Origin of the sequence: Xanthomonas dyei (assembly GCF_002939865.1) — a bacterium.
Taxonomy (GTDB): Bacteria; Pseudomonadota; Gammaproteobacteria; order Xanthomonadales; family Xanthomonadaceae; genus Xanthomonas; species Xanthomonas dyei.
Genome location: NZ_MDEE01000055.1, coordinates 1 through 25,163, shown reverse-complemented (window position 1 = coordinate 25,163; position 25,163 = coordinate 1). Strand labels below are relative to the sequence as shown.

8 protein-coding genes, 1 other RNA gene and 1 pseudogene are annotated in these 25,163 nt (G+C 64.0%); 8 read left to right on the top strand and 2 right to left on the bottom strand.

Going from position 1 to position 25,163, the window contains the following annotated elements; translation table 11 throughout:
* Nucleotides 1-19: 19 nt before the first annotated feature.
* Together XdyCFBP7245_RS21460 and XdyCFBP7245_RS21455 are read right to left on the bottom strand one after the other, a co-directional pair.
* Nucleotides 20-10,549, bottom strand: a complete 10,530-nt coding sequence (locus XdyCFBP7245_RS21460; RefSeq protein ID WP_104617415.1) for a hemagglutinin repeat-containing protein — start codon at nt 10,547-10,549, stop codon at nt 20-22.
* 22 nt (nt 10,550-10,571) lie between these two features.
* A complete protein-coding gene (locus XdyCFBP7245_RS21455) occupies nt 10,572-12,314 on the bottom strand; it encodes a ShlB/FhaC/HecB family hemolysin secretion/activation protein (protein ID WP_104617416.1) in 1,743 nt (580 codons plus the stop codon).
* Nucleotides 12,315-13,151: 837 nt separating this feature from the next.
* Between XdyCFBP7245_RS21455 and XdyCFBP7245_RS21450 the strand changes: the two genes are divergently transcribed.
* The 8 genes and pseudogenes from XdyCFBP7245_RS21450 (at nt 13,152) to XdyCFBP7245_RS21415 (ending at nt 24,901) form a co-directional block, all read left to right on the top strand.
* Nucleotides 13,152-13,826: a CsgG/HfaB family protein gene (locus XdyCFBP7245_RS21450; protein ID WP_104617414.1), complete on the top strand. Its 675-nt coding sequence runs from the start codon at nt 13,152-13,154 to the stop codon at nt 13,824-13,826.
* A gap of 18 nt (nt 13,827-13,844) precedes the next feature.
* Nucleotides 13,845-14,213 carry a DUF4810 domain-containing protein gene (locus XdyCFBP7245_RS21445; RefSeq protein WP_104617413.1) on the top strand — a complete coding sequence of 123 codons (369 nt, stop codon included), beginning with the start codon at nt 13,845-13,847 and terminating at the stop codon, nt 14,211-14,213.
* Nucleotides 14,210-14,866, top strand: coding sequence for a DUF799 domain-containing protein (locus XdyCFBP7245_RS21440; protein ID WP_104617412.1), 657 nt, complete (start codon nt 14,210-14,212; stop codon nt 14,864-14,866). Before XdyCFBP7245_RS21445 ends, XdyCFBP7245_RS21440 begins: the two co-directional genes overlap by 4 nt.
* A gap of 566 nt (nt 14,867-15,432) precedes the next feature.
* Entirely contained in the window at nt 15,433-18,546 is a 3,114-nt protein-coding gene (locus XdyCFBP7245_RS21435) for a maltotransferase domain-containing protein (RefSeq protein WP_104617411.1), read from the top strand.
* Nucleotides 18,543-21,893 carry a maltose alpha-D-glucosyltransferase gene (treS, locus tag XdyCFBP7245_RS21430; RefSeq protein ID WP_104617410.1) on the top strand — a complete coding sequence of 1,117 codons (3,351 nt, stop codon included), beginning with the start codon at nt 18,543-18,545 and terminating at the stop codon, nt 21,891-21,893. The genes XdyCFBP7245_RS21435 and treS overlap by 4 nt, the downstream gene beginning before the upstream one ends.
* A gap of 11 nt (nt 21,894-21,904) precedes the next feature.
* Nucleotides 21,905-24,088, top strand: coding sequence for a 1,4-alpha-glucan branching protein GlgB (gene glgB / locus XdyCFBP7245_RS21425; protein ID WP_104617409.1), 2,184 nt, complete (start codon nt 21,905-21,907; stop codon nt 24,086-24,088).
* 112 nt (nt 24,089-24,200) lie between these two features.
* A non-coding RNA gene (locus XdyCFBP7245_RS21420) (sX9 sRNA) lies at nt 24,201-24,276 on the top strand.
* Nucleotides 24,277-24,407: 131 nt separating this feature from the next.
* Nucleotides 24,408-24,901, top strand: a pseudogene (locus XdyCFBP7245_RS21415) (metallophosphoesterase family protein).
* Nucleotides 24,902-25,163: the final 262 nt, after the last annotated feature.

Genomic DNA, 25,163 nt, shown 5'->3' with positions numbered 1-25,163 from the left:
AACTTGCTCTTGCGCATCGTTAGTCTCCTCGGTGGCTAGTGTGCCCGGAGACCTGTAGTGATGGATGGATCAATTTTATGGGGAGTCGACACAGTGAATCGGCCGTCAGCTCGCTGTTGTTAGCATTGGTGCTAGTGATCGCACCACCGATCAGATTCACGTTGCCGGCGGTGACGTGATAGCCGCCATCGCCCGCGAACAGACCCGACTGCTGGCCCACGCCCAGGTAATTGCCGTTCGCCTTGGCAGCGTTCGCGTAGCCACTGGCATCCCATGCGGTGCCAAAAGAGACCTGGACACGGCCGCCAACGCTGCTCTCCTTGGACTGTACGTGAGACACGTCTTGCAGCGACTCGATCGTCAGGTCCCCGCCGACATTCGCATCGATCCGATCCGCCGTCACCACGGCACCGCGCAGCGTCGTGTCGCCCTTGGAGGTCAGCACGACGTTCTTGCCCGCTAACTGGGTGTTTTCCCAGGTCGTGCTTTGCGCGTTCGAGTTGTGGCTACCGGCGCTGGCCTGCACGTAGGCGTACACACCAGTTTGCGCACCGATCTGCGCACCGACCCCGACTTCGAAGCCGGCATTGCTGCCCTTGCTTTGCTCGGAGCCAACGGATTGGCCGGCTTCCAACACCAGGTCCCGCGCCGAATCCAGGCGCAGCGTGTCGCCCGCCTTGAGGTTGCCCTGCACGATATGCAGGTCGCCTTCGGTGGTTTTCAGGCTGACATTGCCGCCACCGGTGATGGTCGAGCCAAGCGATGTCTGACTATTGCTATTGAAGCTGCTTTCGCTGGTGGCAAAGCCGACGCCGGCCTCGATGCTCAGGATCGTGCCGCTCTTGGCGGCCTTGACGCTTTGATAGGCATTGGCCGCAGCGGCCATGTTCTGCATGGTACTGAGCCGCCCATCCGACTGGCGCGCATCGTCCACGTTGTTGATCAGATCGATCAGCGGCGACTTGATGCGCGCGAACGCGCCGATTTTGAGGTCGTCGTCCTTCTGCGAGGCGGAGCTGCTCTGGTTGGCGGTCAGCAGCTGGATCGAGGCCGCGGTGATGTCCACGTCCTTGGCCGCGACCACGTTGCTGGCCGACTGCGTATACATGCCGCCTGCGGTCAGGCTGACATTGCCGCCCAGGCTGCCGACGTTGCTGGCCACCTGCGAGACCTGGGCGTTGTCGTCGAAGTGGTTCTTCTTGTTGTAGCCGGCAAAGCGCTCGGTGTCGGAAATGACCACCGTGCCGATGCCCTTGCTGGTGGACTGATTGGTATTGCCCAGGATGTCCTGGCCACTTTGGATGGTCAGATCGCCCGCCGCGCGCAGGCTCACATTGCCCTGCGCCGCGATATTACTAGCCGTCAGGGTGATGTCGCCTTGGGTAGTGGTCAGGCTGGCATTGCCGCCCACCGACAATTGCGTGCCGGTGATGGTGTCGGTCTGGCCGTTGCCGGTGCCTTGCTGGTTGTAGTTGCCGTACGGCAAGCCGGCGGCATTGTTGAAGCCCCAGCCCTTGCCGTTACTGGCATTGCCACTGGATTGAGTGTTGTGCGCGACATCGAACACGATGTCCTTGCTGGCGAGCAGCAGCGCATTGCCCTCCGCAGACATTTGCGTGCCCTGGCTGGTGATCGAGCCATCACTGGCGAGCAGCGTCAGGTTGCCGCCGGCCGCCAACTGGCTGACGCGCGCGTCGCTGGTGCTCTCGTTTTGCGATGCATTGGAGCGGTGGCTGCTGGCCTGGATCACCACCGGGGTGATGGCGGCCATGGTGCCGGCCGCTGCGCCTTCGGCATCACGACTGATCTTGCTCATGGTCGAGCCGGTATCGACCATGTTCTTGGTGGTCGAATCGCGTGCGCTGCGGTACGAGGCACCCGGGTCGTAGGTCACGCCCACCGAGAATCCGCTGGATTTACTCGACTGACTGGATTGCGACTCGACCGTGTCCTGGCGTGCCAGCAGCGCGATGTCCTTGGCTGCCAGCGTCAGGTCCTTGCCGGCACCGATGTCCGAGGCGGCAATGGTCAGTTGGTTGCCCGCGCTGATGACAAGATTGCCATCGGTTGAGCCAACGGATGAGGCAACCTGGGTGACCGAGCGTGTGGACTGCTGGCTGTCGCTGCTGGACTTCGAATAGCCGACGCTCGCCACGCCACCACCAGAGCTGCCGGTCAAACCGGACTTCTTCTGGCGAACGCTGTGCGCTTCGCTGCTGGTGTCCTGCGCCGACTCGATGGTGACATTGTTGCCTGCCGCCAGACGCACGTTGTCCTGCGCGAGCACTGTCGAACCCACCACGGCAAGGTCGTTGCCGGCCACCATGTTGACGGACGTGCCGCTCAGCGATGAACCGACGGCAAAACTGTCGTGCCATTCGTCGTGGGTGGTGGTCTTTTCGTTGGAGAAGGTGCTCTTCTTGCGGGTTTCCTTATCCACCACCGCATCATGCTGCTCCTGCGTGGCGAGTAGCGTGATGTCGTTGCCGGCCGCCAGCGCGATGCCGCCGGTCTGGCTGGCCGCTGCGGTGGAGGCCAGGGTGAGGTCGCGGCCGGCCTGCATGACGAGATCGCCGCCTGCACCGAGCTGGGTGCCGCGCACGGTTTCGTCGTAGGTCGAGGTGGCCAGCGAGTTGCTCTTGGTGACCGTGCTGCGGTCGCGCGAGCTGCTGTCCACGGCCGCGACGCTGTTGATGTCGCGCCCGGCCTGCAGAGCCAGGGTCTTGCCGGCGCCGACTTGCGCTGCGGTGAGAGTGAGATCGTTACCGGCGGCCAGCACCACGCTACCCGCGCCCTGCACGGTGGTGCCGAGGTGGGTGGTCTCGCTGCTGCGCTGGAAGTTACGGCCGTTGGCGGTGGTGTCTGTACTGTTGGAGAGCGTCTGCGTGCTGAGGGTGAGGTTGTTGCCTGCTACCAGTTGGGTGACGCCGTCGGTGCCGGCGTTGCGAATCTGCGCGGCCTGCAGGTTAACGTCGCGGCCAGCCACCACCGACAACACGCCGTTGCCGTTGGTGCCGGTGACATACAGGCCGGCCACGCGCTCGAGCTGGGTGGTGCTGTACTGGTGGTAGCCGCCGCCGCTGAGTGTTTCCACGGTGGAGGCAACAGTGATGTCGCCGACCGCCTGCACGCTCAGCGCATCCACTGCACTGACGCTGGCGCCTTCGATACGGATGTCGCTGGCCGAGCGCAGCCCCACCTGGTCGCCGCTGATGCTGCCGCCCAGGTGTTCGATGCGGCCGGCGTCGATGGACACCAGCTGACGGCCGGCAATGGTGCCGGTGTTTTTCAGGCCACCGGCCAGGGTGACGTCGACGTTGGCACCGGCTAGCAGCGCGCCGCCGGCATCGAGGTCGCCGGGGCGCAACCGCAGGTAGACCTGCGGTACGAGCGCGGTGGTGGTGCTGCCATCGGGCAGGGTGACGGTCTGCTCCACCAACCAGACGATGTCGCTGGTGAGCTGGGCCATCTGCGCGTCGGTCAGTGCCACGCCCGGGCGTAGGTTCCAGGCCTTGCCGACGGTGGCGCCGGCATCCAGCAATGCCTGGTACTGGGCTTCGTCGCCCTTGTAGCCTTCCAGGAAACGCCGGCCAGTGAGTTGGCCAATCTGCTCGCGCACCAGCTTTTGTTCGTAGAAGCCATCGCCCAGGCGCTTTTGCACCGCATCGGCGGAATACCCCATCTGATTGAGCAGATAGTCCGAGCCCAGCCAGCTGCGGTAATCGGCGAACTGCGGGTCGGTTTCGACCAGGTAGTTGCCGCTGGCGGGCCTGAGCGTGAACAGGCTGCCGCTGGGTGCGCGGGTATCGGGCGTGCCCATTGCGATACGGTCCGGCGAGCCGCCGGCCGCATCGACCACACGTGCGCCCGTCACCGGGCCGCTGCTCCCGACGCCGCCGACGTTGCCGGCGCCGCTCTGTCCTGCGGTCTGCGTTGCCGCTGCCAGCGCGCGGTCGGCGGCATTGGTCGCCACGCCACCTGGACCGGCAATCCCACCTATGCCGTTGCCGGTGGGCGCTGCTTGCGACCCGCGGATGTTGAGGTTGGCAACCGCTGCGCCATCGCGCACGTTTGGTGCGTCGCGCCCTTGGTTGAGGTTGCTCACATCGCCGACATCGATGCTCAGCGTGCCGCCGCTGGTGAGCTGGCTCCCGATCTGGCCAATCTGCTCGGAGATGGAGGGATTGCTCCAGCTCCGGGTGGTGCCGTTGTAGGCGGTGGTGACGTTGCTGAAGCTATGTGTGCGGAACAGGGTGTAAGCGAGGTTGGTGATACTGGCGGTATGCGTCAGCCCGGTGATCGCCAGATCGCCGCCAGCGGCGATGCGTGCGTATTCGTTGCGTAACGCATCGGTGCCGATCCGCAGGGTGCCGCCGGCCTGGATGACCGCCTCTGGTCCTGCACCCGGCTGCAATACATCTTCGACCACGGTACGTGTGGCCATGCGATAACGCTCGTTGTCATTGAGCCTGCCGCCACCGGTGCCCTGCGGATTCATCAGGATGTGATCGGGATCGGTGTAGGCGAACTGCGCCCATAGCTGCACGCAATTGGTGGTGCAGGTGCCGTAGGCGTTGGAGTACTGCAAGGTGTCGCTGTTATAGCGAAACGCGGGCGAGCCGGGCTGGATCTGCGACAGCTCGCGGAACGGGTCGTCCGCGCCCGCGGTCACCTGGTCCGGATTGACCTGGTTGTCCTGGCGGCCGGTGTAGTAGATGGTCAGCGTGCCCGATTGCGAATTCAGGCGCGATCGCTCGCCCGTGGCTTGATACATGCCGCCGCGTGCGAAGAAATAAGCGCTGGTCTGTGGCGTGACGCGGATAACCGCGCGACGCACCTGATAGCCGTCCGGGGTGGTGTAGGGCGTGTCCTCAAGAATATCGTCAGGACTGAGATAGTAGATCTCGAGGGCCGCGTAATTGCTGGTCGAACGAATATTGGACGTGTCGTTCTCGCCGTTGTTACGCCAGGTCGGCTGATCCAGGCGCACCGGCGCCAGGGTGGTGGTGGTTTGAGTCACCACCACGTTCTGGCGAACATTGTTGACTGTGGTCGCTTGCAGATCGAGATCGCCGGCTACGTCGATCACAGCGCCCAGGTTGTCGATCTGCCGTGCCACGCCGGTGGCCAGGCGATTGCCATCCAGGCTGCCGCCAATGGCGGCATCGCCATCGCTATAGATCAGGCCGCGATCGGTATTGGTCAGTTGACCCACGCCCAGGTCCAGGCGCTCGCGTGCGGCCACCGTGGCCACGCGGGTGACGCCGGCAATGGTTTCGGCACGGTTCTGCAGCAGACCGGCGGCGATTGCGACGTGGTCGCCATACACGCGTCCGGTGCCGACGTTGTCCAGCGTGGCGGCTTCCAGGTGGGTCACCGCACCATCGATCAGCCCGCGGTTGACCAGCTGGCCGCCGGTCTTGATGTGCGTGATGCCCTGGCTGCTGATCTCGCCATTGGCGGCGTTGTCGACGTTGCGCGCAGCCAGGTCGAGATTGCCTGCACGCAGGATGCCTTGATTGGACAAGTCGCCATCGGTCTGGATGGCCAGGGTGCCGTTGGCGCTCATCTCGCCGGTGTTGGTCAGGCCTTCGCGCAAGCTGAGGGTGAGATTGCTCTGCGACTGCAGTTGCCCGTCGCCGCTCAGGTTGCGTGCGGTCACGCTCTGGTTGCCGTCCGACCGCAGCAGGCCGGCGCTGTTGGCGACTGCATCGGCACGCATGTCCAGGCTGCCGCCAGAGGAAATCTGGCCGCCTGCATTGTTGAGCGATGACGTCAGTTGCAGGTTGCCTGCAGCGTCGGTGATGACTTGTCCTTGGCGGTTATCCAGCGATTGCGCCTGCAGCTGCAACTGCCCGGCCTGCAGACCCAGTGCGCCGGTGCCGCGCGTGGTGCGGTTATCCACGGTGGACGCATGCAAGGTCAGTACGTTGCCTGCAGCGACCAGGCCCGCTTGGTTATCGAGCGCACCGTTCAAGGTCAGGTCGACGTTCTGCCCCGCCTGCAGTCGGCCACCGACGTTATTCATGCTCGTGCTGGTGAGCGCGAAATTGCCTGCGGCGCTCAAGGCCCCAGCGGCGCTGTTATCGACGCTGGCGACCGTCAGGCGTGCATCGCCTTGCGCAAACACCGCACCGCCACGGTTATCCAATGCACCGCCATCTACCTGCAGACGGCCGCTGGCGAGAATGCCGCCATTGCTGCCGGAGCCGGTATTGGTAATCGCTTGGCCATTGGTTTGCAGCAACAAGGCTGCTTGCGACTGCAGTCGACCACCGGCGTTGTTGAGTGCGCCGCTGCGAATCTCCAGCGTGCCGACCTGGCTGCCGATGGTGCCGCCGACGTTGTCCAGCAGTTGCGCCCGCGTATCGACCGCCGCGCTGCCGCCGATGATGTTGCCGGCGCGGTTGGAAAGACCGGCCGCTTCCAGGCGCAGTGCGTTGGTCGCCTGGATGGCGCCGCCGTTGTTGCCCATGGCGTTATCGGTGACGAGCGTGAGGTCGGTACCGGCGACGACGTTGCCGGCCGCGTTATCGAGGGTGCCGGCATCCAGGACGAGTTGAGCTGCACTGGACACCACACCCTGGCTGCGATTGTCGAGCAATCCGTCCACGTCCAACTGCAACATGCCGCCGGCTGCGTGCAAGGTACCGGCCTGGTTGTCGATGCTTGCAGCGGCGACACGCCCGTCACCGGCCAGCAGGATCTTGCCCCGCTGGTTGTGCAAGGCGTGGTCGATGTTCAGCGTGGACTGCCCCGCACCTGCGGCCTGCAGCGTCCCCTGGGTATTGATGAGCGTCTGTGCGCCGATTGCCAGCACACCGTTGCCTCCGATGGTGCCGCCGGTGTTGTCCAGCGTGTTGCCAACGCTCAGCCGCAGCTGCTGGTTGCCGCTTGCCGACAGTTGGCCGCCTGCGGTGGTGAGGTTGCCGGTGTCCACTGCAATGGTGCGTGCAGAGGTGGTGGCATTGCGCAGATCGGTGCTCTGGCCGGTCACGTGCAGGCTGCCGTTGCTGATCAGCTTGCCCGCGTTGCCGGCAAATGTCTGTGCATCGATCTGTAGTTGGCCGCTGCCTGCGTGCTGGATCGTGCCCTGTGTGTTGTCCAGCACATCGCTGGTCAGCGACAGGTCGCCATTGCCTGCAATGGTGCCGCCAGCATTGTTCACTACATTGGCGCGGAGAGTGCTTGCCGTGCTGCCACTGGCGACGATGCGTCCGCCGCGGTTGTCCAGGGTCTGTGCCTGCAGCTCCACGCTGTCTGCACCGATGGTTGCGTCACGGTGATCGATCGCGGTTGCTGCCACCGACAGCGCGCCGCCGGTCACGATGGTGCCCTTGCTGCCGTCCAGCCGTGTGACGGCGATCTCCAGACCACCGGTGCCGGAGTGGCTGAGCGTTCCGTCCTGATTGATCAGCCGATCTGCACCGATGTGCAGGGCGCTGCCGTTGCTGGCAATGCGGCCGTTTGCATTGTCCAGTTGCCCGCTGATGTCGAGACGGCCGCCGGCGCTGCCAGCGGCCACCAGGGTTCCGCCGCGGTTGGACAGCGCCGCTGCCCGCACGGCGAACGCGCCGTTGCCGGCGATAGCGCCGCCATCGTTGTTGAGCGCGCCGGTCAGGGTGAGGCGTAACGCATCGGTACCGGTCGCACTCAGCTGGCCGCCTGCGGTGCTGAGGTTGCCGGCATCGACAACGATGCGCTCGGCCTGGGTGGTGCTGCCGGCGCCAAGAGCGAGGTCGCCGCCGTCCAGCTGCAGCGTCCCCAGGCTGAGCAATTTACCGCCTGCACCCTGGAGCGTATCGGCGTCGACGTTCAAGGTGCCGGTACCGGCGTGTTCGATGGCGCCGCCACGGTTGTCCAGCGTGGACGCACGTACGGTGAGGTTGCCACTGGCGGCGAGGCGGCCGCCCTGGCTGTTGTCCAGCAGATTGCTTGCAGTGACCTGCAATGCAGCGCCATTGGCTGCAACGACCGTGCCGCCGCGATTGATCACGCTGCCGGCTTGCAGCTGCACCGCGCCATTGCCGGAAATCGTTCCGGCGCTGTTGTCCAATGTGCTGCCCACGACCCGGGTGGCCTGTTCGCTGCCTGCCGCCAGGATCGCGCCACGTTGGTTATCGACGGAGCCTGCAACGATGTTGATACCTGCATTGCTGGCAAGATTGCCATCGCGGTTGTCCAGGCTGTCGCGCACGGTCAGTCGCAGCGCCTGATCGCCCAGCGATGTCAGGCGGCCGCCCGCGGTACTGAGCGTGTCCGCAGCGATGCCAATCTGCTGGGCGGACGTGACGCCTTGCGCAAGATCGATGCGCCCGCCATTGATCGCCAGCCCACCGTTGCTGATCATGCGTCCTGCGCGGCCCTCGAGTGCGGTGGTATCGATGGTCAGCATGCCGCTACCGGCCTGCTGAATCTGGCCACCCGCGTTGCCCAACGTGCCAGCGCCAAGACGCAGATCGCCATTGCTGGCGATGGTGCCGCCATCGCCGTTGTCGAGGCGGTCACGGACTTGCAACGTCGCCGGTTGAATGCCGGTCGAGAGCAGCGCGCCACCACGGTTATCGACGCTGGTTGCCTGCAGGTCGAGCTGTGTGGTGCTTACCGTGGCATTGCGGTGATCCACCGCACCTGCGCGCCAGGTGAGCGCGCCCGGTGTGGCGATGCTGCCGCCGGCACCGGACCAGTCCTGCGCCGACAATGTCAGACCTTGCGTTCCGGCGTGTTCGATGCGGCCCTGCGCATTGACCACTGCCTGTGCGCTGAGTTGCAGCGCTGCCGCATTACTGGAAATTACGCCGCCCTGGTTATCCAGCAGCCCGCGCACCTGCCAGGCGGTCGTTGCACCGCCGGCATGACGCAGTTCACCGCCTCGGTTGCTCAGCGACTGTGTGTCCAGGCCGAGTGTATTGGCCACCGTGAGGCGGCCCTGGTCGTTGACCAAGGCGCCAAGCTGCAGATCGGCATCGCCATAGACGGCGAGCGTGCCGGCGCGATTGCTCAGGTCGCCGCGTGCGCTGAGTGCGGACACGCCCAGCCGCCCGCCACTGTTGTCCAGCCCATTTGCAGCAGACAGCGACACCGAGCCGCCGCCGTTGATGCGGCCACCATCGTTGTCCATCAGGCCGGAGACGGTCAGCGCGCCTGCGGCAAGCGGCACAATGCCAGGCGTCGGCACGCTGACGGGAGGCGGTGTACCGCCGTTTCCACCGTCGGTGCTGCCGTTGTTGCCGTTGCCGCTGTTGTCGCCACCGGTGCCGGGCGTTGCACCGTCGCTTGGCGCGACGGCGGCGATTGCGCCGATGCTGCCATCGGCACGGTTACGCACACTGCCGGCATTCAATGCCAGTGCCTGCACACCGGTCTGCTCGATGGTGCCGTTCTGGTTACGTAATGCAGCTGCATCGATCTGCAGCCGTTGCGCGTTGAGCACGCCACCGCTGTTGTCCAGATCGGCCACTGTGGATGCGCGCAATTCGCGCGTGGCGCTCAGCGTGCCGGCATTGGCGATACCGCCAGTTGCGGTGATGCGCGTGTCTTGCCGCGATTGCAAGGCACCGGTGTTTTCCAGCCGGCCATCTACCGTGACGACCAGTTCGCCGGCTTGCGCGCCGATGTTGCCGGCATTGCGCACGCCGACGCCGCGTTCGTTGCCGACCAGCCAGATCTTGTTGGCAAACATGCCGCCCAGCGCGCCGACGTCCAGTGCGAAGGTGGGTGCCTGACCGGTGGCGGTCTGCGGCGCGATGCTTACCTGGTCGGCACTGACCACGTTGTTGCCCAGGCTGGCCTGCAGCTGATTTGCCCAGATGCCGGCATTGACCTGCAGCGAGCGGGTGATCAGATCGGTGTAATCCGCGCCGCTGGTGTCCAGGCCCGCACCGCCCACCTGGATGGCGCCGCCGGTCACACGGTAGCCTTCCAGCGCACCGCCGGAGAGGATAGGTGTGCCGGTGGTCAGCGTCACCCGGCTGGCGTTGAGGAACCCGCCACCGTCGACCTGGATGCCGGCTGGATTGGCAATAATCACTTCTGCGCGAGGCCCGGCGACTTCCACGTAGCCATTGAGCCGGCTCGCCGGCCCGTTGACCTCATTGAGAATCACCCTGGCGCTGCCCGTGGCCAACCACGGGTTGCCCTGCACCCAGCCGCCCATTTGGGTCTGTGTCTGTCCACGGGCATTGTTGAGGATGGCGCCTTCGCGGCCAACGTCGAACTGCGAATAGCGATTGCGCGACACGCCTGCGGCCGACGGCGTGGTGATGTTGACCATCGGCACGCCATTGGGAGCGGTCAGGACCGTCGGGCGCTCGCCGCCTGGCGCGGCCGGATCGGCCACGATACGGCCAGCCGACTGTGCCTGAGCAAGGTCGATGACACCGACCAAGCCGAGCGCGCACAACATCGCAAACTGCAGTGGCTCCATCGTGAGCCTGTGCGCTCGCGTAGCGGCAACACCCGTGCTGCCACCCGGTGCACGGACCAACTCGGATGCCACTTGCCACACGCGCAGCGCGCGGTTGAAGACCAGACGGTAGACGCGATTCATGTCACTAATCCTTGTGGAATATTCAGTAGCGCCAGGACAGGCTGAAGCCGAACGTGGTGTAGTCAGTCGGGAAGTTCGCGGGTTTTTCCAACGCGGCGCCGACGAACCCGTCTAGGGAGACGTGTTGCCATCCTCCGCGCAGGCCCAGGCTCATGCCGGCCAGATGGTCGCCGCTCTGAAAGCGCGCGGACTGCCCACCGATGTGGCCGTAATCGGCGCCCAGATACGTTTCTAGCCCGCCACCGAGTGCCAGGCTGAGGTCATTGCGTAGCGACCAGCCACGGTCGCCGCTGAGCGTCAATTCGCCATCGAACCCGCGCACGGTGAAGCGCCCACCGATCGCAAAGCGGTCCTGCGGCGCCAATGGCGTGCGGTTCCACTGCGCGCGCCAGGAGGCGCTGTAACGCAGACGTTGAGAGCCAAGTTGGAACGGCACCGTCAGCTGGGCATCGGCGACGATGAGTTTCATGCGCGAGGTGCCTTCGAGCGGAATCGACGGGTCGAACGCGCGCGCAAGTTCTTCCGGAGCGCGCAATGCATCGAACGCACCGGTGCCGCGTCGATACGCAACGCTTGCATCCAGGTTGACTTTGCCAAGGAACTGGCGGTGGTTCAGGCCAACTTCCCAGCCGGCGGTGCGCCGCCGTTGCACTTCGATTTCGGTGTCGTCGATGGCGCTGGTGGACTGTCGCCACCAACCGCGCCCATACACCCCGAACTTGATCGTGGCATTGCGAAACAGCAGGCGATCGATGCGCGCTTCGGCAGTGCGACTGCGCCCGCTGTAGTCATAGGTCTCGATCGCGCCGGCCACTGCCTGGCTGTAGTCGTATGCGCTGGCGGTGACGCCAAACAGCCAGTAGTCGTAGGGCACGTCGTAGTGCACCGTCCAGCTGTCTGTGTCCTTGCCGGCACCATTGAACACGCCCTTGCCGAGGCTGACGTAGAACAACTCGTTGAGGCCCAGGGGATTGTCGAGCGACAGTGTTCCGTTTGCCTGCAGTTTGCCGGTGGCGTCGCTGCCGGCATCGTCCAGGCTCAGGCTGGCGCGCACACGCGACCGCTGTTGCCACGCAATGGCCAGGTCGCTCTCTCCCGGGCCGGTTCCCTGACCTTCGGCAGGAGCGATCTGGATGTCGGCAACCACGGTCGGCACACGCTGAAAGTTCTCCAGGCCCTGCTCGATGTCGCGCAGATTCAGCAGATCGCCGCTACGTGCAGGCACAGCATTGGCGATCGCTGCACGTGCGGATGTCGGGTCGCCGAAGCGGGCGGTATGCACACGCCCGGGGACCAGCGACAACGTCAGGGTGCCGCCGGTGAGATCCTGCGGCGCGGCTAGCACGCGCGTGGTCACATAGCCGCGTGCAATGACCGCGTTCTGCACACGCTTCATCACCAGGTTGATGCCGTCGGTGCCCAGGCAGCGACCAATGGCGGGGTCTTGCCGAGGGTTGGCAGCTTTCAATGACCAACGGAATTCATCCGCAGCCTGCCCATCGAGCACGATGCGCTCGATCCGAAAGCACGGCGATTCATTGGTTGGAAGACGCTCGACGCCATCGTCCGGGGCGCGTTTCAGGCGAACATCCGGCCGCGCTTCCTGTTGCTCGCGCAGAACGCGTTCGCGCTCCTGCTGCCGCAACAACTCCTGCGCGGCGGGATCGACGATCTGTTGCGCAGAGACCTGGGCTGCCGTGCCCGCAAAAAGCGCAATACACCACGTGGCACGCATGCGTGCCCTTCCCTTTTTGCCTGAAGCCATGTGCAGATGACCGCCCAACTCGATAACGACGTACCGACGCCTCCGCGCCGCCCCTAACGGTATTTTAATGCAAACGGAAGAGCTTGCCTGTAGGAAAAATCCTGACGTATTGCGTGGGCGCCATATAACTGGCTATCAATCTGAAAAATTTAAACCGGCTACGATAAAAAGCAGACTCAAAGTAAGCCTTTTTTCGGGAACTTGTACGGCTTGGGGCATGGCAAGAAGCAAGAGATATCTGGGGAACTGCATCTGCGCTTATAGAGAGGGGTGCACTGCCAAGCAATGGCATATCTGTTGTTTAATAGCCGCATACCGAAATATTTTATATATAAATTTTAATTTTCTCTTAAAAATAAGGCACAACTGCCAGCTCAATTAGAGTGGATCTGGGGAGGCCAAGCCCCAAGTGGGAAAACTTCGTGAGCCACCCGTGCGCACCGCCGGTAGAAAATTTTTTCTAAATTTTCTACCGGCGGTGCCGATAAGGGCATGCCGAGCATGTTTTCCTTGATTTCTTGCCTGGTGCGGCTCGCCTGTCTTGAGCTGCCACTCTATATCTGTTGTGAGGACTTTCATGGACAGACATCGCTTTCGCAACTGCAAAGGTGCTACGGCGGCTCGGCGAACTACAGTGGGCATCTCTCAAGAAGATCACGCAGCGTCGAATTTCATGCTTGCGAAATCCGGCGGGTGCAGTTGCGGGTTTACATGAGGTATCCGAAGCCGATGCAGTTTTTGTGATTTAAAAATCTGAGTCAGGCTTGGAAAATTGACATATGGAATGGCTCTGCCGAAGCCGAAAATCTTGTCTTTCGATCATTTAAAGGAAAAATAATGAGGCATGTCGTACTGAGTTTGTGCATGTCATCCGTTTTGCTTGCCGGACTGGCTGGCTGCGCGACGGAAAGCCACCAGAACATCAGGCCGCAAACCGTGGCTACCGCAGGGACGTCATATTCGGGCGTTCGCGCTCCGATCGCGGTGGGCAAGTTCGATAACCGGTCGTCCTTCATGCGCGGTCTGTTTGCCGACGGTGCCGATCGTCTCGGTAGCCAGGCCAAGACCATTCTTGTCACGCATCTGCAGCAGACCAATCGGTTTCGTGTTCTCGACCGCGACAACATGGGCGAGATCAAGCAGGAAGCGCAGATCAAGCAACAGGCGCAGCAACTCAAGGGTGCCGACTACGTGCTGACGGGCGATGTCACCGAGTTCGGTCGCAAAGAAGTGGGTGATACGCAACTGTTCGGCATCCTCGGGCGTGGCAAGCAGCAAGTGGCGTATGCAAAAGTCAGCTTGAACGTGGTCGATAGCACGACGTCCGAAGTGGTGTATTCGGTCCAGGGCGCCGGCGAATACTCGTTGTCGACGCGTGAGGTTGTCGGCTTCGGCGGCACGTCGAGCTACGACTCCACACTCAACGGCAAGGTACTGGACCTGGCTATCCGCGAAGCGGTCAATAGTCTGACCGCTGCCATCGACTCCGGCGCATGGAAGCCGGCCAAGTAATCAGGGAATAAAACAGTCATGAAGAAGATGTCTTATGCAAGGCGGTGTCTGAGCGTCTGTGCGCTACTGGCATTGACGGCGTGTGCCCACCAGTCGGCGTCGCTGTATCAATGGGGAAGTTACCAGGATCAGGTCTACAGTCACTTCAAGGGTGGGAGTCCTGAGCAACAAATTCAGGCACTGGAGAAGGACATGCAGGTAATGCAGTCCTCCAACAAGAGCACGCCGCCGGGACTGCGCGTCCATTTGGGCATGCTGTATGCGGAGACTGGCAATGACAGCAAGGCACAGGAGAATCTGATCGCCGAGAAAGCGCAGTATCCCGAGTCTGCGACATACGTCGATCTTTTGATGAAGAAGTTCCAACACGAAGGACAGTCGCGATGAAGAAAATGCTGAAATTAGCAGCTGTGGCAGCGGTTTCCCTGGTGATGGCTGCATGTGCAACCCAGCCTGTATCACGCGACTACACCGCGTACAGAGCCAGCAAGCCACGCTCTATTCTTGTGCTGCCGCCTGTGAGCAATGCGCCTGATGTGGATGCGAGCTTGAGCGTGCTGTCGGTGACGACGTTGCCGCTGGCAGAAGCAGGGTATTACGTGATGCCGGTGGCGCCGGTATATGAGACGTTCAAACAGAACGGCATCACTGTAGCCGACGACGCGCAGAATGTGTCGACCGATAAGTTGCGGGAGATCTTCGGTGCCGATGCTGCGCTGTATATCACCGTCGACAAGTATGGTTCGGTATACCAGGTGATCAACAGCGTGGTGATTGTGTCGGCCAAGGCGAAGCTCGTCGATCTGCGTACCGGGACAACCCTGTGGCAGGGACAGGCACAGGCATCGAGCGGTGAGAATCAGAACAATGGCGGGGGTTTGATCGGCATGCTGGTTACCGCAGCGGTCAACCAGGTGATCAATCAGGTCACCGATCGGAGCCACCAGATCGGCAATGTCGCAAGCCAGCGTCTGCTCTCGACCGGCCATTCCGGTGGACTGTTGTACGGCCCGTACAACCCCAGGTACGGCACGGATTGATGCCAACGAATGCGCTGCCGTTTCGATGCGCCAGCGCATTCGTCCGGTGGTTACGGGCTGCAGGCGAGGCGCAAGTGGACACTGGCGTCGCGGTCGTTTGCAAGCAGTCCCGGTAGGCTCTTACGTACAGGCAACATGTGTTCTTTTTCACGCCTAATGTTGGTGCGAGCCCTTGATCTGACGACTCAAGTCGGTGCGCGTCCCGCGCGGACACAGTGGCAGCACTGGCCACTCCGCGCGTGGCGGACACGCATCCGTTGATAGACGGACCCTCACGCGGGTGCATCACCGCGGCCGCGCTTGTTTGATTTTCGTCAATTCCACCGACACACGGTATTCGCAATGGAAGTGCTTGACTGCAAGGGTCAAGAATCGTTGCGGAGTTGCGCATGAGTGCAGTCACGGTAGGAAAAGTCGGCCAGGCATCGGGTGGGCAGGGGCCGATCTGGACGGTAGTCGGACTGGTGCGCCTTAGACGCGCGCTGGTAGGCCTGCAGACCCGGGCGGCCCGGGTTGCTTCCATCGTCACGGTGCGTTCGCGCGCCGTGGTCTGCTGAGGGGGCGCCATGCGGATCTGTGTTCTCAATGAGGCGTCTTGGTCTGCCGGGCTGGAGCAGCGCTGTGTGGCGGCCCGTGAGGCGGGCTGCGACTACGTGGTGATGGCAGCGCCGTTCGCGCGCGATGCGGAAGGGCGGTTGATCGAGCCGGCGGCTGGTGCCGACGCGCAGGACGGCCGTCTGCGCGAGGCGGTGCGGGCGGCGCGCCAGGCGGGTGTGAAGCTGCTGATCGACGTGCGTCTGGATGAAGTCGGCGGTGCCAGCGCGGTGGTGCGTGACAACCCGCAATGGTTTCGTGCGCGCAGCACCGCGGTGCCGGACCCGCGCCAGCCGCGCGCCACGCCGGAGGTGGCCGAGGCGCGCTTTACCTATGCGCAGGAAGGTGCCGCGCTGGTGGAGTGGTGGAGCGCGCGCCTACTGGAGTGGGTGGGGCAGGGCGTTGGCGGTTTCCGGTTGTTGCAGCCGCAACAGGTGCCGGCGCAGCGCTGGCGCGAGTTGATCGCGCGCGTGCACGCGCAGGCACCGGAGGTGGTGTTTGCGGCGTGGACGCCGGGGCTGGGTCTGGAAGCGCTACAGCAATTGTCCGGTGCCGGCTTCGATGCAGCGTTTTCATCGCTGGCGTGGTGGGACGGGCGCGGCAGTTGGTTCTTCGATGAAGACACGGCGCTGCGTGCGTTGGCGTCGCAGGTCATCGCGGTGCTCGATGCGCCCGATGGCAAGCGTGCGGCCTCGCCCGAGCAGCACGGGCAACTGGCGCTGGCCTTGGGCGGTGCCTGGTTGCTGGACGATGCGCAGCTGGAAGCGGTGCCGCCGTCGATCCGCGCGACCGACGGCGTGCCACCCAGCAATGCCGGCCTGCGGCTGCGCCCGCTGCTGCGCGAATCCACCGGCTTGACCGCCATTGCGGTGGAACCGTTGGGCGGTCTGCCCGCCCTGCTATTGATCAATGGCGACACGCGGCATGTGGTGCCGGTGCCGGCATCGGATCTGTTGCGGCTGCTGGGCGATGCCGAGGCGTTGGTGGCCGAGGATGGCCGTACCTTGTCCGGCGCAACGCTCGACGCCTTGGAACCGGGCGAAGTGCGCGTCTACCGCAGCGTGCCGGCGCGACACGTGCTGGCGGTGCCGCGCATGCGCCCGCGTGCCCAGACCGCGGCCACTTGGCCACGGGTGTGCATCGAATCGGTGACGCCCTCGGTCGACAACGGCCGCTTCCCGGTCAAGCGCACGGTAGGCGACCGCATCTGCGTGGAAGCCGATGCCTTCTGCGACGGGCACGACCGCATCGCGGTGGCGGTGCTGTGGCGGCCGGCCGATGCAAAGACCTGGTCCAGCGCGCCGATGCGTGCGCTTGGCAACGACCGGTGGCGCGCGGAGTTTCCGCTGGAGCGCATCGGCACCTATGAATTCCGTGTGGAAGGCTGGCGCGATGTCTTCGCCACCTTGCATGCGGATCTGGAAAAGAAGCGCGCGGCCAACACGGTGTTGCCGGTGGACGTGCAGGAAGCGGTGGCCGTGGTGCAGGCCGCGCATGCGCGTAGCACCGGTGCGTTGTCCGAGCGCTTGCAGGCCATCCTCACCCGCATCGGTGCGCAGAGCGAGCCGCTGCAGCAGCTGGCCATCGTGCTGGAGCCGGACACCGCGCAGGCGATGGCATTGGCCGACGACAAGCCGTTCCGCTCCGAGACCCCGGTGACCTACCGGGTGGAATCGGAACGTCGCGCGGCGCATTTTGCCAGTTGGTACGAGTTGTTCCCGCGCTCGCAAAGCGGCGATGTGGCGCGGCACGGCACCTTCGACGATGTGATCGGGCGGCTAGCGCACATCCGCGCGATGCACTTCGATGTGCTGTACATGCCGCCGATCCACCCGATCGGGGCGAAAAACCGCAAGGGCCGCAACAACTCGGTGACCGCCGTCGATGGCGAGCCGGGCAGCCCGTACGCGATCGGCGCCACCGATGGCGGCCACACCGAGGTGCATGCTGAGCTCGGTGGGCTGGACGGTTTCCGCCGTTTGATCCAGGCCGCGCATGCGCATGGCCTGGAAGTAGCGCTGGATTTTGCGATCCAGTGCGCGCCGGACCATCCGTGGCTGCGCGATCACAAGGATTGGTTCACCTGGCGCGCGGACGGCTCCATCCCGTATGCGGAAAATCCGCCGAAGAAATACCAGGACATCGTCAACGTCGATTTCTACGCCAGCGGCGCGGTGCCGGAGCTGTGGAACACGCTGCGCGATGCGGTGCTGTTCTGGGTCAACGAAGGCATCACCCTGTTTCGGGTGGACAACCCGCATACCAAGCCGTTCCCGTTCTGGGAGTGGTTGATTGCCGATGTGCGCGGGCGTCGCCCGGATGTGGTGTTCCTGTCCGAAGCCTTCACCCGGCCGAAGATGATGTACCGCCTGGCCAAGTGCGGCTTTTCGCAGTCGTATACCTACTTCACCTGGCGCAACCACAAGCACGAGCTGCAGGAGTACGTGGAAGAGTTGAACGAAGGCGTGCCGCGCGAGTGCTTCCGCCCGCATTTCTTCGTCAACACGCCGGACATCAATCCCTTGTTCCTGCAGACCAGCGGGCGCAACGGGCATTTGATTCGCGCTGCATTGGCGACGACCTTGTCGGGCCTGTGGGGCATGTACCAGGGCTTTGAACTGTGCGAGGCCACGCCGCTGGCACCGGGCAAGGAAGAGTATCTGGACTCGGAGAAATTCCAGCTGCGCGCCTGGCCCGAGCGCGCGCCCGGCGACATCGTCGATGAGATCACTCGCTTCAATCAGCTGCGTCGCATGCACCCGGAACTGCAATCGCATCTGGGCACGCGCTTTTATCAGGCGCATAACGACCAGGTGCTGTATTTCGGCAAGTTCCTGGATGCCGGGTATCTGTCGCGCAGCCGCAGCATGGTGCTGGTGGCGATCAACCTGGACCCGCATGCCGCCCAGGAAGCGGATATCGAAATCCCGTTGTGGGAGCTGGGCCTGCCCGATCACGCCACTGTTGCCGTGGAAGATCTGTGGGATGGGCACCGCTTCGAGTGGCAAGGCAAATACCAGCACATCCGTGTAGAGGCAACGCGACCGTTCGCGTTATGGCGCATCCGCGCAGGAGAGGTCGCATGAATGCAGTTCCCGCTTTACAGGCCGACGCAGAACAGTCGGCGGTGGTCGCAGATCAGCTTTGGTACAAGGACGCGATCATCTACCAGGTGCATGTCAAGTCGTTCTTCGACTCCAATGACGATGGCATCGGCGATTTTCCGGGGTTGATCTCCAAGCTGGACTACATCGCCGAACTGGGCGTGGACACCATCTGGCTGCTGCCGTTCTATCCCAGCCCGCGCCGCGACGACGGTTACGACATCGCCGAATACATGGCGGTGCATCCGGACTACGGCACCATCGCCGACTTCGAGCAATTGGTGGCGCAGGCGCATGCGCGCGGCATCCGCGTGGTCACCGAGCTGGTGATCAACCACACCTCCGATCAGCATGCGTGGTTCCAGCGTGCACGCAACGCGCCGGCCGGCTCGCCGGAGCGCGACTTCTACGTGTGGTCGGACACCGATCAGGAGTACGAAGGCACACGCATCATTTTTTGCGATACCGAAAAGTCCAACTGGACCTGGGACCCGGTGGCCGGCCAGTACTTCTGGCATCGGTTCTATTCGCATCAGCCGGACCTGAATTTCGACAACCCCGCGGTGCTGGAGGCGGTGCTGGAAGTCATGCGCTTCTGGCTGGACCGCGGTGTGGATGGCCTGCGTCTGGACGCGGTGCCGTACCTGATCGAGCGCTCCGGCACCTCCAACGAAAATCTCCCCGAGACCCACGCCATCCTGCGCAAGATCCGCGCCACGCTGGATGCCGAATACCCGGACCGCATGCTGCTGGCCGAAGCCAACATGTGGCCGGAAGACACCCAGCAATACTTCGGCCAGAACGCCGACGAATGCCATATGGCGTTCCACTTCCCGCTGATGCCGCGCATGTACATGGCAATCGCGCGCGAAGACCGCTTCCCCATCACCGACATCATGCGGCAGACCCCGGAGATTCCGGAGAGCTGCCAGTGGGCGATCTTCCTGCGTAACCACGATGAATTGACGCTGGAAATGGTCACCGATTCGGAGCGCGATTATCTGTGGCAGACCTACGCCTCGGACCGTCGCGCACGCATCAATCTGGGCATCCGTCGCCGCCTGGCACCGCTGCTGGAGCGCGACCGCCGCCGTATCGAGTTGATGACCTCGTTGCTGCTGACCATGCCGGGTACGCCGGTGCTGTATTACGGCGATGAGATCGGCATGGGCGACAACATCCATCTGGGCGATCGCGATGGCGTGCGCACCCCGATGCAGTGGTCGATCGACCGCAATGGCGGCTTCTCGCGCGCCGACCCCGCACAGCTGGTGCTGCCACCGGTGATGGACCCGTTGTACGGCTTTCAGGCAGTGAATGTGGAAGCGCAGATCCGCGACCAGCATTCGCTGCTGACCTGGACCCGCCGCGTGCTCAGCGTGCGCAAGCGCTATCAGGCGTTCGGCCGCGGCGTGCTGCGTTTCTTGTACCCGGGCAATCGCCGCATGCTGGCGTACCTGCGCTGCTATCAGGACGAAACCGTGCTGTGCGTGGCCAACCTGTCGCACACGCTGCAGGCGGTGGAACTGGATCTGTCCGAGTTCGAAGGCCGCGTGCCGGTGGATATCATCGGCGGCGGCAGCTTCCCGCCGATCGGCCGGCTGACCTATCTGCTCACGGTGCCGCCGTTCGGCTTTTACGCGTTTCAGCTGGTCAGCGAAGGCACCTTGCCGGACTGGCATGTGCCCAGCCCGGTGCCCCTGCCGGACTACCGCACGCTGGTGCTGCGCAGCGACACCGACGAAAGCAACGCGCTGCTGCCGCATCTGCCCACCCTGGAAGGCGAAATCCTGCCGGCGTGGCTGTCGGCGCGGCGCTGGTTCTCGGCCAAGGATCAGGCACTGCGCAGCGTGCGCATCTCGCGCCGCACGCCATTGCCGGGCGATGAGCCGATGAGCCTGCTGGAGCTGGATGTGGAACTGGAAGACGGCCACCACGCGTCCTACATGCTGCCGATCGGCATCGTGTGGGAACGCGACCAGCCCAGCACCCTGGCCGAACAGCTCGCCCTGGCGCGCGTGCGGCAAGGGCGCGAGGTGGGCTATCTCACCGATGCGTTCGCGCTCAAGCCGATGGTGCGCGGCGTGATCGATGCCTTGCGGACCAATGCGACGCTGGACTTCTACGATGGCGATGATCCTTCGCAGCAAGGGCAGGTGCGCTTCGAAGCGACGCCGGCGCTGGCCAAGCTGGAGATCCCCGCCGATCCGGACATCCGTTGGTTGTCGGCCGAACAGAGCAACAGCTCGCTGGTGGTCGCCGACAAGGCGGTATTCAAGCTGCTGCGGCATGTGGCAATCGGTGCGAACCCGGAAATCGAAATCGGCCGCCGCCTGACCGAGCTGGGCTACGCCAATGCAGCGCCGCTGCTGGGCAGCGTCAGCCGCGTCGACGGGCAGGGCACCATCACCACCATCGCGCTGCTGCAGGGCTTTATCCGCAATCAGGGCGATGCCTGGCGCTGGACGCTGGACCATCTGGCGCGCAGTTTCGACGAATACGCCACCGCGCAAACCGACGAGTCGCGCGCCGAAGCCATCGCTGGCTACGACGCGTTTGCGGCCGTGGTTGGCAAGCGCCTGGCCGAGTTGCACGAAGCCTTGTCGCGCGCCACCGACGATGCAGACTTCGCACCGCAGCGGATCGATCTGCCGACGGCCAATGATGTGGTGGCCGGTGTGGCGCGGCAGGTCGAAGAGATGTGGGAGATGGTCAACGCGCGCTTGTCGGGAAGCGAGGACGCGACCGAGCGCGAGGCACTGGAAGCGGTGCTCGCCGAGCGCCCGCAGCTGGACAGCTTGCTGGCCAAGGCGCCGAGCGTGCTGGCCGATTCGCTGCTGACCCGCGTGCATGGCGATTTCCACCTGGGCCAGATCCTGGTGGCCTTCGACGATGTGGTGTTGATCGACTTCGAAGGCGAGCCGGCCAAGCCACTGGACGAACGTCGCGCCAAGGCCAGCCCATTGCGCGATGTGGCCGGTTTCCTGCGCTCGCTCGATTACGCCAGCGAGGTTTCGGCACGTGGCGAAGAAGGCACCGCCGCACGTGCGGGTGTGGGTGTGGACACGCATCTGGATGAATTTCTGGCGCAGTTCCGCCGCCGCTCCACGCAAGCCTTCCTGGACGCTTACCATGCGGTGCTCGACGCCAGCGCCCATCCGTGGATTGCGCCGGCGGCGTTCAACGCCGCCACCTTGCTGTTCCTGGTGGAGAAGGCCTGTTACGAAGTGCGTTACGAAGCGGCCAATCGCCCGGGCTGGTTGATGGTGCCGGTCGAAGGCTTGCGCCGCATCCTGCAACGCGCACGCGCCGGTGCGGGGGACACATGATGAGTGGAGGGATGACAGCAGTGACCAATCGATGGGATCCCGGCGTGGTACGCGCCCTGGCCGACGCGCGCCACGGCGATGCGTTCGCCGTGTTGGGCGCGCACCCGACCGACGCAGGACGCTTGTTGCGCACCTACCTGCCGGGCGCCGAGTGTGTCAGCGCCGTGCTGGATGACGGGCAGACGATTGCCCTGGAAGCCGGGCCGGAAGCGGGCCTGTTTGCCGGTGAGTTGCCCGCACAAGGCGCGTATCGGCTGCGCATCGGCTGGCCCGGCGGCGAGCAGGAGACGGCTGACCCATACGCGTTCGGGCCGCAGCTCAGCGACTTCGACCTGCACCTGATCAGCGAAGGCCACCATCTGCAGCTGGCCGATGCGCTGGGCGCGAACGTGGTCGAGGTCGACGGCGTGCGCGGCACGCGCTTTGCGGTGTGGGCACCCAATGCCTCGCGCGTGGCGGTGGTGGGCGATTTCAATAGTTGGGACGCACGGCGTCACCCGATGCGGCTGCGTCACCAGTCCGGCGTGTGGGAGCTGTTCGTACCCGACGTCGGCCCTGGCGCGCATTACAAGTATCAGCTGCGCGGCCCGCACGGCCACGAGCTGCCGGCCAAGGCCGACCCGGTCGCGCGTCGCGCTGAGCTTGCACCGGGCACCGCCTCGATCGTGGCCGACCCCACGCCGCACCAGTGGAGCGACGACGGCTGGATGGCCACGCGCGCGCGCCGCCAGGCGCACGACGCGCCGATGAGCGTCTACGAGATCCATGCCGGCTCCTGGCTGCGCGAAGAAGGTGTGGACCTGGACTGGGATGGCCTGGCCGATCGGCTGATCCCGTATGTGGCCGACATGGGTTTCACCCATGTCGAACTGATGCCGGTGACCGAGCATCCGTTCGGCGGCTCATGGGGCTATCAACCCTTGGGCTTGTTCGCACCGACCGCGCGTTTCGGCTCGCCCGATGGCTTTGCGCGCTTTGTCGATCGCTGCCACCGCGAAGGCATCGGCGTCATCGTCGATTGGGTGCCGGCGCACTTTCCCACCGACGCGCACGGGCTGGCGCATTTCGACGGCACCGCGCTGTACGAACACGCCGACCCGCGCGAAGGCTTCCACCGCGACTGGAATACGTTGATCTACAACCACGGCCGCCGCGAGGTGTCCGGGTTTTTGATCGCCAGCGCGCTGGAGTTCCTGCAGCGCTTCCACGTCGACGGCCTGCGCGTGGATGCGGTGGCCTCGATGCTGTACCGCGACTACAGCCGCAATGCCGGCGAGTGGGTGCCCAACATCCATGGCGGACGCGAAAACTACGAAACCATCGCCTTCCTGCGCCGGCTCAACGAAGTGGTGCGCGAGCACACCCCGGGCGCGGTGATGATTGCCGAAGAATCCACCGCGTTTCCCGGCGTCACCGCCGATGTCGCGCATGGCGGCCTGGGCTTTCACTACAAGTGGAACATGGGCTGGATGCACGACACCCTGCATTACGCGGGGCTGGATCCGATCTACCGCCGCTACCACCACGGCGAGCTGACTTTCAGCATGGTCTATGCGTATTCGGAGCGCTTCGTGCTGCCGATCTCGCACGACGAAGTGGTGCACGGCAAGGGCTCGTTGCTGGGCCGCATGCCCGGCGACGACTGGCAGCGGTTTGCCAATCTGCGCGCGTACCTGGGTTTCATGTTCACCCACCCCGGGCGCAAGTTGCTGTTCATGGGCTGCGAGTTCGGCCAGCCCACCGAATGGAATCACGACGGCGGCATTCCGTGGCACTTGCTCGACGACCCGCGCCATCGCGGTGTGCAAACACTGGTGCGCGATTTGAACCGGATGTACGCCGAGTACCCGGCGCTGCACGTGCACGACGACGATCCGGCCGGCTTCACCTGGGTGGTTGGCGACGATGCGGCCAACAGCGTTGTGGCGTTTTTGCGCAAGGGCAAACGTGGCGATGCATCGGTGCTGGTGGTGATCAACTTCACCCCAATCGTGCAGCATGGCTATCGCATCGGCGTGCCGCAGGGCGGCCAGTGGCGAGAAGTGTTCAACAGCGATGCCGGCATCTATGGCGGTGCCAATCTGGGCAACGGTGGCGTGGTGACCGCCGAACAACAATCCATGCACGGCCACGCCCAGTCGTTGCCGCTGCTGTTGCCGCCGCTGGGCGTCATCGTGCTCACGCCGCACGGTTGATGCGTCCTGCGCATACCACCGGGCAATTGGCCCGGTGGTATGCCGCAGCTAAGAGCAGCGAACAAAACGACTGTGCAGCCGCCAGGCGGGCGCAGCCGGTGCTCGGTGCGGCATGTACCACCCGTACACTCCGGTTCCTCCGCGCCGTCCACACCCACCTGACGACTGCTCGCTACGGTTTGTTAGCGACTCTAATTCATGCATCAGGTCATCGTTTGCAAGGTGGGTGATGCGGCGGCATCGACTGCATACCGATGTCGCGATTGACCGTGACGACGTTGATGTCCCCAGGTCGAGACTATCGCAGTAAGTCATCCAGCTGGTTGTGCTCAAAGGAGGTCATGGCGAGATGGGGACTGGCACGCGGATCGGTGTGATCTCAGACACGCATGGGCTGTTGCGGCCCGAAGCGCTTGTCGCACTGATGGCTGCAACCAAATCATCCATGCCGGCGATGTGGGCAAACCGGAGGTGCTCGAGGCGTTGCGGGCATTGGCATCGCTGCATGTCATCGCAGGCAATATCGACGACAAGCCGTGGGCCGCGGGTTTGCCGCAGACGCTGGATCTGCTGATCGATGGCATGCGCCTCCATGTGCTACACGATCTGAAAACACTGGCACCGGGCGTGGCGGCAGATATCGTCATCAGCGGGCATTCGCACAAGCCCTCGATCCAGACACGCGATGGCGTGCTGTATATCAATCCGGGCAGTGCCGGTCCGCGTCGTTTCAAGCTGCCGATCAGTGTGGCAACGTTGTGGTTGGGCAACGGACCGCCGCGCGTGGCATTGCAGGTGTTCGAGCCGCATTGATTCCATGGGCGACTGCAACGAGTGGCGGATTGGCGAGCCATGGCAGCACGCGCATGCTCAACCGGTCTGCGGCTGTGCTATCCGAAGATGATGCGCTTGCGCAGGCGCAAATAATGGTCTGCGACGCAAGCGCAACCGCCCAGACAATTCGATGCTGCTCAAAGCCCGGCTGCTAGGGAACCTCTGAACAAAGCACGGCAGATGCGCGACACTACTCGCCTCGTGTTGAGGAATCATCCATGCAACTGACGTTCGGCGACGC

Bases quoted from the DNA above. Each gene is read 5' to 3' on its own strand.
- XdyCFBP7245_RS21460 (WP_104617415.1), bottom strand. From the start codon at position 10,549: ATGAATCGCGTCTACCGTCTGGTCTTCAACCGCGCGCTGCGCGTGTGG.
- XdyCFBP7245_RS21455 (WP_104617416.1), bottom strand. From the start codon at position 12,314: ATGGCTTCAGGCAAAAAGGGAAGGGCACGCATGCGTGCCACGTGGTGT.
- XdyCFBP7245_RS21450 (WP_104617414.1), top strand. From the start codon at position 13,152: ATGAGGCATGTCGTACTGAGTTTGTGCATGTCATCCGTTTTGCTTGCC.
- XdyCFBP7245_RS21445 (WP_104617413.1), top strand. From the start codon at position 13,845: ATGAAGAAGATGTCTTATGCAAGGCGGTGTCTGAGCGTCTGTGCGCTA.
- XdyCFBP7245_RS21440 (WP_104617412.1), top strand. From the start codon at position 14,210: ATGAAGAAAATGCTGAAATTAGCAGCTGTGGCAGCGGTTTCCCTGGTG.
- XdyCFBP7245_RS21435 (WP_104617411.1), top strand. From the start codon at position 15,433: ATGCGGATCTGTGTTCTCAATGAGGCGTCTTGGTCTGCCGGGCTGGAG.
- treS (WP_104617410.1), top strand. From the start codon at position 18,543: ATGAATGCAGTTCCCGCTTTACAGGCCGACGCAGAACAGTCGGCGGTG.
- glgB (WP_104617409.1), top strand. From the start codon at position 21,905: ATGACAGCAGTGACCAATCGATGGGATCCCGGCGTGGTACGCGCCCTG.